Raw genomic sequence first — 12,721 nt, 5'->3', positions numbered from 1 at the left:
AGTGCGCTACTCTACTCGAACTGCGCGCCGCCGGTGGTCACGGCTTCCGGCGTAATCGTGCCGGGCAACGTGTCTTCCAGCGTCTGGCCGTCGACGGACGTGACGCGAACGTGCAGGCCGCTGGGTTGATCGCCGACGCCGCCTTCTTCCAGGAAGTAGTTGTAGTCTGCCCGCTTCATCGCCGTCCAGCCGTCGCCCTTCTGGTATTCGAGCTTGGCGATGGGGAGTTTGTGATTACGGACTTGGATGGCGGTCCACCACTTGGACGAACCGTCTTTGAAGACGTATTGGACGTTCCCGGTGACGTTGCAGGAGACCGCCTGGTACGTGATGTCGATGCGCCCGGCCTTCAGCTCGGCGATCTTCCCGAAGGCCTCCTTGCTCAAGTCGAGGTGGTGCTCTTCGCACTCCGGGCAGCTGTCCACGACGCGCACCGTGACCTCGCCTTTCGGCCCCGTCACCTTGATGCAGGTGCCACACGCCGCGCTGCCTGCGTATTCGGGGAAGTTCAGGGCGGTGACGTCCATCGCGTTCGGAGACGGTCCGAACGAGCAGTTGCCGTCACCCGTGGCCGCGTAATACGTCGCGATACCCTGTCTCGGTCCGCTTGGCTCGCTCGAGGGCAGGGGCGCGCCACCGCCACTGGATCCTCCTCCGTTCGAACCGTTGCCGGCCGTCGTCGTGCTGTCGCCGGGCGTGCCGCCCGTGGAGTTTTCGTCACTACCGCAGGCGGCGACGACGAGGCCGGCGGCCAAGAGCGTCGAAAGGACGTGGAAGCGCACGCGTCGAGGATACCCCGCGTGCGAAGGGCCCGACAAATCGCGCGGGCCCTTTCCGCGGAGCCTTCACTTCTTCACGTTGTCGTTCGCACTCGGCTTTAGATGCTTGTCGAGGAAGTCGATCGTCTTGCCGATCTCGATCACTTTGTTTTCGCGCTTCTGCGTGCCGTGACCCTCGTCGGCGAAAATCACCAGTTTGGCGTCGATTCCGCGCTTTTCGAGCGCGTCGTGCATCTGGATGGCTTCACCGACGGGCACGCGCGGATCGCTGGCACCCTGGAGGAGGAGCAGAGGTGCGCTGAGTCGATCGATGTAGGTGACGGGCGAGAGCTTCATGAGGGCCTCGCGATCCTTCTCCGGATCGCCGTACTCGCTCGCGCGAAGCGTGCGTCGATACGGCGCCGTGTTGAGGAGGAACGTGAGCAGGTTGCTCATTCCGACGTTGGCCACGCCCGCGTCGTACGCGCCGGCGAACATCGTCATGCCGATGAGCGTCGAGTACCCACCGTAGCTTCCGCCGATGATGCCGACCTTCGGCGCCTTGCCGTCCTTCACCCAAGCCGTGCGTACGAACTTCGACGCGTCTTCGATGTCGGTGATGACCGAGAGTCGCTTGGGGCCGTCGTCGGCGTGGAGCCACGCTTTGCCGTAGCCATCGCTGCCGCGCACGTTGGGCTCGACGAACACGAAGCCCGCGTCGACGAAGAGCTGCGCGTAGACGTTGAATCCCGGAATCGCTTGGCCTTCGGGCCCGCCGTGGAACTGGATGACGACGGGACAGCCCGAGTCGACCTTCTCGCACGCCGCCGGGCGCCTCACGAACATCGGAATGCGCGTGCCGTCGCGCGCCGGGTAGTACTCGAGCTTCGCGACGGCGAAGCGGCTTGTCTCGACCTCCGGCGTGCTCGGGCTGACCCAGGGCGTGAGCTCGTTCGTCTGCCAGTCGAGCACGTAGGACGCGGTTGGCGCCTTCGCGCTGCCCACGTTGAGGATCGCCCAGCGACCGCTCCACGAGGGCGCGCCGAACGTCACGTGCGTCGCGTCGGCCAGGGCGGCCGAGGAGGGGAGCTTCGTCTCGGCGTAGGTCTTCGCGTCGAGCACATGCGCGCGCGTGAAGCCTTCGTCGTTGAGCTGGTAGTAGACGTGCGTTCGGGCGCGATCGATGAAGAACGACGAGACGTCATGGCGGACGTCCGGCGTGATGGCCGTGCCCTGAGAGGCCTCGAGAGGCTTACCGGTGAGTGGCGCCTGCTTCACGCGATAGAGACGTCGGAAGTCGCCGAACTTCGGCGTCTGCACGAGGAGCTCGCCGGGCCCCGCCGCGTACATCGCGTTGTATTCCTCTTTTTCGCCCTGGCCGAAGAGCGGCGTGAGCTTCTTCGCCGCCTCGTCCCACTCCCAGTATTCGGCGGTCAGTGCGCCGGTGGCCTTCGTCAAGAGGAGCTTGTCGCCGCGATGATCGTCGACGTTCCAGAGTCCGTCTTCGGCGAACACCGTCTCGCGCTTGCCGCTCGCGATCTCCCATCGATAGATGGCATACGAGTCGGGCTTCTTGTCGTTCGCGCGGTAGTAGAGCCACTTGCCGTCGTCGGACACGAAGGCGAGCTGCGTCTGCACCTTCGGCGTGTGCTGGACTTCGCGCATCGGACCGCCCGAAGCGGGCATCAGGTAGAGGCCAGGGTTCTCCTCTCCCTTGCGATCGCGCGAGATGACGAGCCACTTGCCGTCCGGCGTGACGCCCGACATACGCGTCACGTCTTCGCCGCCGGTGAGCTGCGTGGGGAAGTGCTTCGGCCCGTCGGCCTTCCAGACCTGCGCCGTGCCGGTGACCGTCCAACCGAAGTAGAGCGTCTTGCCGTCGGGTGCGAGGCGCGTTCCCATGGGCGCGCGTACGTCGAGCATCGACTGGATGCGCCGGCTCACTTGCGGGGGAAGCGGTGTCGGGGCGTACTTGGCGAGGATCTCGGGAGACACGCTCTCCGATCCATGACCGGCATAGCCACCGCCGCTCGATGGCGCACCTGAGCTCGCCGCGCCGCCTTCCGGGGGGACGAGCGCGGTGGTGAGCGGCGGCACGTTCGGCGGTGCCGGATGCGCACACGACACCGACGAGGGCGACGAGGCTATGAGACCGAGAACGAGCAGCGACGAGATCGGCTGGAGCGAGCGCCTCATGGCGCGGTCATAGCCGAACCGGGGCTCAGCTCACATGCATTCCAGCTTGTATTTCTTTCGGCCGTTCGCGTCGATCGTGTACGGCGGATCGCAATTCTTCTTCGGCGCCGGCGCCGGAGGCGTTGTTGCGGTTGCCGTCACGGTGGGTTTCGGCGCCGGATTGGGCCGTGGATGCGTGACCGTCGGTGCCGTAGGCGGAGGCTTCGGCGGCGCCGTCTCTGCCGTTTTCGGCGGCTCGGCGACGGGCGGCGTCGGGCTCGCAGGGGGGGGGATCGGATCCGCGGGCAGGACGCTCGTGGCCGAGGCGCTCGGAGTGGTTGGCGGGGGCACGTCGGCCGACGACATGCTTGCACTCGGCGCATGCCCTGAAGGCTCGGTGGTGGCCGTGCTCGACGAGGCCTTGCCTGCAATCACGAGGCCCACGATCACGAGGAGCACGAGAACACCTGCGGCGCTCGCGAGGATTGGCAGCCGACGTTCGACGGGGAGCGACAGCGCCGTTCCCGTCATCTTCGAATTCGTGAATTCGTCGCGCGGGAGGGCACCAAGCGGCAGCTCACCCGGCGCGAACGGCGGCGCGCCGTCCGGCTCGGTGCGCATGATGTCGGCCACGCTTCGCATCTGGCGCCGGCTGCTGACGGCAATGCCACTGCTCGGAGGTCCGACGCCGAGCAGCGTGCCCTGCGGGCTGTTCTGAATCGGAATGGCGGAGAAGTCCGAGTCGCTTCGGGTGTCGGGCTCGGGCCGCCCCGAGGGCGAGACACGGATGCCGGCCGAGTTGCTCTCGATCTCGGCAATCTGGTCTTCGCGGGCGCTCAGCGCGGGGCCACACATCGCCTCGACCCACTCGCCGACCTCCGTTGGGCTGGCCATGCTGGCGCACTTCTCGAGCTCGAGGGCGAGCTCGCGCGCGGTCGCATGGCGCTTGCTCGACTCGCGCGAGAGCGCCCTGAGGAGCACGTTGTCGAACGTGCGGGGGAGCGTGGGAACGATGGCGCTCGGCGGGTTGATGGGATCGCGCAGGATCTTGGCGAGCGTTTCGCCTTCGGTCTCGCCCTTGAAAAGACGCTCTCCCGTGAGCGTTTCCCACATGACGACGCCCGCCGCGTAGATGTCGACGGTGCGCGTCAACTCACGGCCCGAGAGCTGCTCGGGCGGCATGTAGGCGAGCTTGCCTTTGATCTGCCCGTCGCGCGTGACCTGGATGCGTCCAGCCGCCTTGGCGATGCCGAAGTCGAGGACGCGGGCGATGCCGTCGGCACCGACGAGAACGTTCTGGGGGGAGACGTCGCGGTGAACCAGGTTGATCGGCTCGCCGCGCTCGTTCTTCGCTTCGTGAGCCGCGTGGAGGCCGTGGAGGAATCCGCAGACGATGGAGTTGGCGATCCGCGGTGGGATGCGTTCGCCGGCCTTCTTCGCGGCGCGAATCAGGCGCGAGAGCGATTCACCACGGACGTAATCCATGATGAGAAAGAGCTCGCCGTCCGTCGCGACGACGTCGATCGTGGCGACGACGTTCGGGTGCTGGACTCGGGCGGCGAGGCGCGCCTCGTCGAGGAACATCGAGACGAACTCGGGATCCTTTGCGAATTGCGGGTGCAGGCGCTTGATGGCAACCGTGCGCGCGAAGCCGACCGGACCGAGCAACCGACCGATGTGGACGGTGGCCATGCCGCCCGCCGCGATCTCGTTGTAGAGCGCGTAGCGTCCCACGACGCGCAGCGGTCCACGTTCAGCCGCCATCATCGAGAATCAAGCATACCTGGATCGTTCGGCGAACGTAGAATCTCTTCGGCTTATCGAAGGAATGAGACACCCCTCGAACGGGGGACCGGACGGCGACTGGCACTGCGGCGTCCAGACCGCGTTTCGACCGCGTTTCGACCGCATTTCGACCGAGGTTTCGAAGGGGGCGTGCAAAGGCGACGGCCCTCGTTTTAGGGTGGCTCTCCGTGATGTCTCGGGGATTCGGCGCCCGATCGTGGGCAGAGCTCACGAGCGGGCTCGTTCTTGCTCTCGTCCTGGTGCTGGCTGCCTGCCTTGCCAGCTGCTCGGGATCGGCCGCTCGAACTCCGGCCGCCCGGCGAGGCACGGAAGGTGCGCGGACGTCCGCGGGGCCGGCCGGCGAGGTACAAAGCAACGTTCTCTTCGCCGACTATGCCGGATCCAAGGCGTGCGAGAGCTGCCATGCCTCGGTGGCGAGCACCTGGCGGCGCTCCGCCATGCACAACATGACGAGGGATCCGGCGCAGGCGGATGTCCGAGGTCCGTTCGACGGGACGACCTTCCACTTCAAAGGAGACGAGGCGCGTCTCGAGACGGTAGGCGGCATCCGTTTCGTCACCGTCTCGTCGAAAAAATTCGGCTCGGCGGTCTATCGCGTGACCAAGGTCATCGGCGGCCATTACCGCGAGGATTACGCTGGAATCGCCGTGCCGTCGGCGAACCCTTCGGCCAAGCCCACCACCGATTCACCCGAGGAGCTGATTCTTCCGGTGAGCTGGCTCATCGGGGAGAAGCAGCTTCGCTACAAGGGCTATTCGGTCATGGTGAAGGAGCGCCCGGGGCTCCGTGCCGGGCCGGTCTGGAATCAGACCTGCATCTTCTGTCACAACACTCCACCGTTCCTCTCGACGGTGATGGGAGCGCTCGCAGGCCATGCTTCGCCGGTCTATCAGGGCGAGGTCGTCGACCAGCTTCTGCCCGAGAATCGGCGCGCATCGTGGGTCGTCACCGACGCACCGGGCCTCACGTCGGCCCTCGAAAAGGAGCTGGCGCGTCTCGGGGCACCGCGTTCGTCGCCGTCGCTGAACGACGGGGTCGCCGTCACGCGTTCGCGGTTCAATCGTGAGCACCTCGTCGAGCTCGGCATCGGCTGCGAGTCGTGCCATCTCGGATCCGCGGAGCACGTTCGCAATCCCAAGGTGCGTCCGTCGTTCGAGCCGAAGAGCGCGTTCTTCGAACAGCGATTTCCCGGCGAAGCGCGCGATCCCTCCACGGCGGAAGGTCGCGCGGCGCGCATCAATCGAACCTGCGCGCGTTGCCATCAGGTCCTCTTTTCGGGCTACGAGCACACGTGGGAAGGCGGTACGCGGCGCGGGCTGGCAGGCGGCAGCAACATCAACTCGGGCGAAGCGCGCGACATGCTGCTCGGCAAGTGCGCGTCCAAGTTGTCGTGCGCCGAATGCCATGCGCCTCACGCACCCGATGCCACCGCGAGTCTTCGTGGGCTCCAAGGCGAAGCGCAGGATCGCTTGTGCACGAAGTGCCACGATGCCTATGCCGCGCCCGAAGCGCTCCGAGCGCACACGCATCACGCGCCGACGGGGGAAGGCTCGCGCTGTCTCTCGTGCCACATGCCGCAGAAGAACCTGTCGCTCGATGGCCGTCTGACCCGCTATCACCGCATCGGATCGCCCACCGATCCGCCGCGCGTGATGCTCGATCGGCCGCTCGAGTGTGCCCTCTGCCACGCGGATGCCACCGTCGAGTCGCTCGTGTCGAAGATGGAGACGTGGTGGAAACGCTCGTACGACCGCGACGCGCTGCGCAAGCTCTATGGTTCACTCGATGCGAACGTGCTCGTGGCCACCGCCGAACGAGGAAAACCGCACGAGCAGGCGGTGGCGTTCCAGCTCCTCGGAGAGGCGCGCGCGCGTTCTGCCGTGCCGCTCCTCGCGTCGCAGCTCACGCACCCGTATCCTATCGTTCGCGGTTACGCGAAACGGGCCCTCGAGACCATGGCTGGGAGCAAGTCTCCACTCGATCTCGATGCCGATCCGGCGGTGATCCAGGCCAAAAGTACCGAGTGGGTGAGGTCGGCGTTTCCGTAAGTGAAGTGGTACGCCAAGTGACGCGGTGACGTGTCAGGGGGGGCCGCTGCGTGCACAGGGTGTGCACTCCAAAAATGCCGTGCGTTTGGCCAGGGGGTGACCCTGCCATGTTACGCTCTAGGCGCGATGCGCTTCCTCTACGGCGACTCGACGCCCTTCTCCCTCGGCTACAATTTCCTGTCGACGCTCGAGGCGTTCATGACGGCGTCGACACGCATCGTGCAGCTCGATCACGAATCGCGCATGCTCACGCGCCAGACGGAGGAGATCGCCCAGACACGCATGAAAGGCCTCGAGGCGCTCGACCAGTTCCACACGGTCGTCATGCGCGCGGTTCGCGACACGGCGCAAAAGGTGCAACATGCACATGCGCTCGAGTACGCCCAGCAGGTCGCCGGCTTCGCCTCGCGTCACGTCGAGGAGCACAAGCGAAACGCCGTTGCCTCGAACGAACGCGAAGCCGCGCACGCGCGCACCGAGTCGGAGCGAAGTCTCACGGAGCAACGCGCGCTGCTCGAGGGGTTTCTCAAGGTCGCTCGTCTTCCCGTGCTCCGCACGCGCGTCTCGGGGCGTCTGCTCGTCGAAGGGAAAGACGCGCGCTACCAGGTGAGTGCCGTTTACGAGAATCCCGACGCCATCGAGACGGCCTTCACGTTGACCACGCACAAGGCGCCGTCGTGGAGCGCGCCGCGCAAGGTCTCCGAGTTCTTCCAGGGGTTGGACTTGATGGTCGGCGTCGACAAGAGCTGGCTTCGCGGCACGGTCACGCCGAAGCAGATCAACGTCGACGAGTGGATCATCACGCAGTTCGACCTCTCGGAAGATGCCTTCGAGCTCACGCTTCGCCGCAAGCTCACCGAGAAAGACGCGCTCTCGTTCCGCCTTCGTCGTAGTGAAGGAGGGCTCTCGGGCGTCGTCGAGAACGGGGGAAGGAGGCGGCCGACGCCATCAACGGCACGCTCGCCCCGGAAGACCTCGCGTCGATGGAGCGCCTCTGGCAGGCCCTCACGCTCGCTGCGCGCGAGATCACCGAGCACAAAGAGCAACTCCTCACCGTCAGCCTCGACGGAGCGCCCGTGTTCGAAGACGGGCTCGTCGTGAAGTTCGTCGTGCGCCTCGTCACGATGTTCGCCCCCACCGTTCGCGAGATCGCCAAGCGAAGCCCGAACGAGTTCGAGCTCTCGCTCAAGATGGAGAATGACGGCGGGCGTCGCGAGGAGCTCTATCTCCGCAAAGACCAGCTCACGAGCAAGCTCCAGCCGCTCTCGTCGGCGGGGCGTCAGGTCTTTGCACCGCTCGGTCTGGATACGTGGGTCCCCGGTGTGACCACCGCTCCTCCTCCGACGGTCGAAGTCTCCACGTCCGTGGGCGGGCGGCCGCATCCGGTGCCGTCGGTCGTGGTCGGGCCTGCCTCCGTTCCCTCGGCGATTTCCGCGCCGATTTCGGCGGCCCTGCCGGCGTCGATTCCGTCCGCGGCGCTTCCCGCCTCGAATCCACCGCCCGTCGACGAGAGCTGAAAAATAGGCCTTTCGGTTCGCTCGTTCGGTACGCTCGACGTTCGAAGGAGGGCGGCACGAGGGGGCGCGCGCGGTGCCGGAGATCCTTCGGTCACTTCGTGCGTACGCCGGTGAGCGACCATGAACGATCCGAACGTTCCCGCAGATCCGCCGGCAGCTCCGGCCGGTGCCGAAAACCCCGATGCTTTTGGGCGCGTGCAGCAGGGCCCTCCTGCAGGAGGTGAGCTCCCTCCTCCCCAGGCGCCGTTCACGCAAGGTCCCTATCGCGTTCCGCAAGGCGCAGAGCCGCCGCCTCCCGCGAGGCCCGAAAAGCGCATTCCGCTTCGAGGCATTCTCTTCGGCCTCTTCGCGACGGTGGCCGTGTCGTCGGTCGTCGCGGCGATGATCTTCAAGCCGCCCGTACCCAAGAAGGCGCTGAAGCTCGGTGCGCGGCTCGACCTCGCGGCGGGGGAAGTCAGCGTGTCGGACCCGGCGGGCGAGATCAAAGCGATCTCCGGAACGCCGCTCGCCTCGGGTGCCATGGTGAAGACCACCAAAGGCGCGCGCGCGCTCGTGCGAACCGGCGAAGGTGCGGCGATCTTCCTTCGTGGCGAGACCGCATTGCAGCTCTCCGACCACGGCGTCTCCGTGGACTCGGGCGAGATCTGGCTCGATGCACCGAAGGTCGATGGTGAGGCGCTCGAGGTGAAGGTCGGCGCCTCTACGGTCTCCGCGTCGGACGCGGGCATCGACGTGCGACGTGACGGCAAAGATCTCGTCGTCTACGTGGCGCGAGGGCTCGCCGTCCTCACCTCTCCGGGCGGGCGGATCGAGATCAACGCCGGCGAACAAGGCACCGCCAAGGCCGAAGGCAAGCCGACGCTCGTGCCCGTTGCCTTCTGGCAAGACTGGACCGGCGGTATGGGCGATCAGCGCGGGTCACGCGCGGTCGGCAGTGGAACGGGGCGCCTCTATGGGCTCGACCCTTCCGCCCCGAACGGAGCTCCGGCGCGCAAGCTCGGCATCGCCAAACAGGTCGTGCACGCCGTCATTCGTGACGGCATCGCCGAGACCGAGGTCGATCAGACATTCTCGAATCCCGGCGGCCAGCCTATCGAAGGTTGGTACTGGTTCACGGTTCCGGCAACGGCCACGGTCACGGGCTTCGCACTCGAGACGAACGGCCAGCTCGTCGAAGGCGAGGTCATCGAGAAGCGCGAGGCGGCCGCACGCTACGAAGCGGCGGTCCGTCAGGCGAACGACCCTGCATTGCTCGAATGGGTCGACGGGCGCACCTATCGCGCGCGTGTGTTTCCGATCCCGGCGAGTGGCACGCGTCGCATCGTCCTTCGCTATGTCGAGATGCTGCCCATGGCTTCGGGCAAGACGCGATACGTGTATCCTCTCCGTTCCGACGATCCGGTGCGCTTCGACGAGTTCGCGCTCTCGGTCGACATCGGTGGCACCGATCAGGAGATCGACGTGGCCTCGTCGCTCGACGCGCGGGTGGAGCCCTCCGGTCGCGTCGTTTCGATGCGTCGTAGTGGATACGTACCGCTCGCCGACTTTCAGCTCGAGCTCGCTGGCAAGAAGAAGAAGCCTCCCGTTGCCGCGTGGCGCTTCTCGGCAGGTGCTGATCAGGCCGACTACGTCATGCTGCGGTACGTCCCCGATCGCGACTTCGCGCGCGAGCCGCCCGCGAATGCCGACGTGGTGTTCGTGGTGGACACCTCGGCCGGTGGTGACGAATCCGCGCGCCAGCTCCGTATCGCGTCGGCCGAGGCGGCGCTCCGTTCGCTCTCCGACAAGGATCACTTCGCCTTGGTGGCGCTCGATGTCGGGCCGCGCGTCGTCTATCCCAAAGAGGGACTCGCGCCCGCGACCGAAGGCGACATCTCGAAGGCGCTCGAGTCGCTGAGCGATCACGCGATCGGCGGCGCGACGGATCTCGGCGCGATGTTCGAGCCCGCGCTCGCTCGCCTCCACGGCAAAGAGCAGGCCGCGCTGGTCTACGTGGGTGACGGCGCGCCGACCTCGGGTGAAACCGCCGCCGAAGCGTTGCTCGAGCGGCTTCGTCGTTCGCTCACCGGGTCGCGTGCACGATTCTTCGCCATCGGCACCGGCGCCGATGCGCACCACGAGCTCCTCACCCAGCTCACGCGCGCCGGCGGCGGTCAGTACGTCCGGATCGACGAGCCGGGGCAGACCACCGGCCACGCTCTTCGCCTGACCAGCGCCATCAAGACGGCGACCATCACCGACGTCGCGATCGACCTCGGCGCAGGACTCGACCAGCCGCTCTATTCGGCAACCGGCAAGCTCTCGCGTGGCGAAGAGCTCGTGCTGCTCGCTCGCACGCATCATCCTCTGCCCGACGTCGTCGGCGTCCACGGGCGCGTCGGCGGCAAGGATTTCGACGAGAAATACGAGGTAAAAATCGATCCCACGTCGCTCACCGCGTCGCTCGTGCCTCGCCTCTGGGCGGCCGAATACGTGCGTCGTCTCATGGGGGGCGTCGGTGACGAGGATCGCGGACAGATTCTCCAGCTCGGCGTGGAGTACGGGCTCGTGACGCCGTACACGAGCTCGCTCGCCCTCGAGGACGAAGCCGCTTACGCCCGTCAGGGCATCATGCGCAAACATTCGCGCGTGCGCGGTGTTCGCCTCACGTCGATCGAATCGACGGGCGACGAAGAGCGCTTGATGCGCGGCCTCGGGCTCGTCGTCACGCCGCCTTCGGCGATGGGGTGTGACAAGCGCTCGGCGATGAGCGACCGCGAAGAGAGCAAAGCCGCGTCTATCAGTCTGTCCGAAGGAGCGCCCCCTCCGATGGCGCCTCCCGTGGTTGGGCAGGCCGCCGCGACGGCGACGGCCATACCGGTGACAAAGGACGAGGACACCACGGCGCTCGCCACGGGGCGAACGGGTGGAGGTGGGATGGGGGGCGCACCTGCCCCCGTCCCCATGGCGGTACCGTCGCCCGCGTTCAAGAACGATGCACCCAAAGCGGCAATCGCTCCGCGTGCGAACGCATCCGCCGCGCATGCCGTGCCGCGGCCGGTTGCCGACGATGCGAAGGCGCTGCAGAAGGCGCAGGCGATCAGCGAACGAGCCCAGAAACAAGCTTTCGTGCGAGCGCTCGGTCGCTGCAGCGACGTGGCGAGCCGGCCGCTCTCCGAGAAGCTCGTCGTCTGGCAGAAGCGCGCGAAGAAGACGTCGAATGCGAATGAGCTCGCGAGCCTCTACGATCAGGCTTACGCGGCGTGCGAATTGCCCGACTGGCGTGACGAGGCAGCGGTCCTCGACATCGTCCAGCAACGCATCGACACGGAGCAGGCGGCCGACGTCGTCCTCGCTCATTTCGCAGGTCTTCACGACGGCCAGCGCTTCCTCGCGAAGAACCTCCTCAGGCGCACCGTCGACGTACGCATCGCGGCTGCCGTGTCCCGCGCACTCTACGGCGGCATCGACTGGATCAAGATCGATCGCGAGCTCGCCGACATCGACAAGACCGACAAGCAGCTCGTTCGCCTCAAGTCGGCGATGCTCGCGGCGCCCGGAGATCCGCAAGGAGACGTTCGGCTCGTGAAGCTCCTCGCGCGGACTGGGCAGCGCCAGGAGGCACTCACGCACGGGCGCCGCTTGCGCGATCGCGGCTTCCTCACGCCCACGCTCGCGCAGCAGCTCGGCGACGTGCTCGCCGAAGCGGGCGAGGCGGACGAAGCGCTACGCACGTACTCCGAGATCGTCGAGTTCGACGGCCAGAGCCACGATGCTCGTCGAGTGCTCGGCGACATCTTCCTTCGTCAGGGTTGGTACGGCGCCGCCTATCGTCAGTACAAGACGCTCACCGATCTCGACGGCAAGAATCCTCTCGCATGGCTTCGTCTCGCGAACGCCGCCACCGGTGCCGGTCGCGTCGACGAGGCACTGCGTATCGATCGCGAGATCGCCAGCGGCGAGGGGACGCCCGGTCCGAACGACCCGCGCATGTTCGCGCGTCTGCTCTCCGCTTCGCGGCTTGCCGCGCTCCTCGAGAAGCCCGATCCCGAGGCGGGGGTGACGCCGGAAGCTGTCTCGCGCAAGCTGAAGGAGCTCTCGCTCTTCAGCGGGCCGGGCACACTGACTCTGCTCACATGGGAAGACCTCGATGCGCAGCTCGTCCTCGGTGCGCTCGACGAGAAGAAGGAGCAGCTCGTCGGTGAAGCCACCGACGCCGGTGCGGTCGGCCTCTTCGCCGTCCTCGGCGCTCTCGACTCCGCCGACCGCGCGCGCAACGCGATTCGCTACAAGAGCGAGATCCTCGCGCGCAAGGTGCCGTATCGCGTCATCACCCTCGCGTGGGACGGAAAGTCCTTCCGCGTGAGCTCGAAGAAGGGCGAAATTCCGGCGAGCACGAAGTTCGTTGCTCTCTGATCTCGGCGATCTGATCGGTTAC

7 protein-coding genes are annotated in these 12,721 nt (G+C 66.6%); 4 read left to right on the top strand and 3 right to left on the bottom strand.

Annotated elements, in window-relative coordinates; genetic code table 11:
• Positions 1 to 11: 11 nt before the first annotated feature.
• The 3 genes from AKJ09_RS08695 to AKJ09_RS08685 all read right to left on the bottom strand — a co-directional run bounded on the left by AKJ09_RS08695 (position 12) and on the right by AKJ09_RS08685 (position 4,700).
• Positions 12 to 782, bottom strand: a complete 771-nt coding sequence (locus AKJ09_RS08695; protein WP_240488422.1) for an expansin EXLX1 family cellulose-binding protein — start codon at positions 780 to 782, stop codon at positions 12 to 14.
• A 63-nt stretch (positions 783 to 845) separates the two neighbouring features.
• On the bottom strand, positions 846 to 2,954 hold the full coding sequence (locus AKJ09_RS08690) for a S9 family peptidase (protein WP_146646724.1): 2,109 nt from the start codon (positions 2,952 to 2,954) through the stop codon (positions 846 to 848).
• A gap of 30 nt (positions 2,955 to 2,984) precedes the next feature.
• A complete protein-coding gene (locus AKJ09_RS08685; RefSeq protein WP_146646723.1) occupies positions 2,985 to 4,700 on the bottom strand; it encodes a serine/threonine protein kinase in 1,716 nt (571 codons plus the stop codon).
• A gap of 206 nt (positions 4,701 to 4,906) precedes the next feature.
• Between AKJ09_RS08685 and AKJ09_RS08680 the strand changes: the two genes are divergently transcribed.
• The 4 genes from AKJ09_RS08680 to AKJ09_RS08665 all read left to right on the top strand — a co-directional run bounded on the left by AKJ09_RS08680 (position 4,907) and on the right by AKJ09_RS08665 (position 12,699).
• Positions 4,907 to 6,787 (top strand): cytochrome c3 family protein, encoded by a 1,881-nt coding sequence (locus AKJ09_RS08680; RefSeq protein WP_146646722.1) that lies wholly within the window; start codon positions 4,907 to 4,909, stop codon positions 6,785 to 6,787.
• A 126-nt stretch (positions 6,788 to 6,913) separates the two neighbouring features.
• On the top strand, positions 6,914 to 7,888 hold the full coding sequence (locus AKJ09_RS08675) for a hypothetical protein (RefSeq protein ID WP_146646721.1): 975 nt from the start codon (positions 6,914 to 6,916) through the stop codon (positions 7,886 to 7,888).
• On the top strand, positions 7,885 to 8,304 hold the full coding sequence (locus tag AKJ09_RS08670) for a hypothetical protein (protein ID WP_205633644.1): 420 nt from the start codon (positions 7,885 to 7,887) through the stop codon (positions 8,302 to 8,304). Before AKJ09_RS08675 ends, AKJ09_RS08670 begins: the two co-directional genes overlap by 4 nt.
• Before the next feature lie 120 nt (positions 8,305 to 8,424).
• Positions 8,425 to 12,699, top strand: coding sequence for a VIT domain-containing protein (locus tag AKJ09_RS08665; RefSeq protein WP_146646719.1), 4,275 nt, complete (start codon positions 8,425 to 8,427; stop codon positions 12,697 to 12,699).
• Positions 12,700 to 12,721: the final 22 nt, after the last annotated feature.

The sequence above is a fragment of the Labilithrix luteola genome, assembly GCF_001263205.1.
Classification (GTDB): Bacteria; Myxococcota_A; Polyangia; order Polyangiales; family Polyangiaceae; genus Labilithrix; species Labilithrix luteola.
The sequence above is the reverse complement of the archived record's forward strand: the minus strand, read 5'-3'. Positions and strand labels throughout refer to the sequence as shown.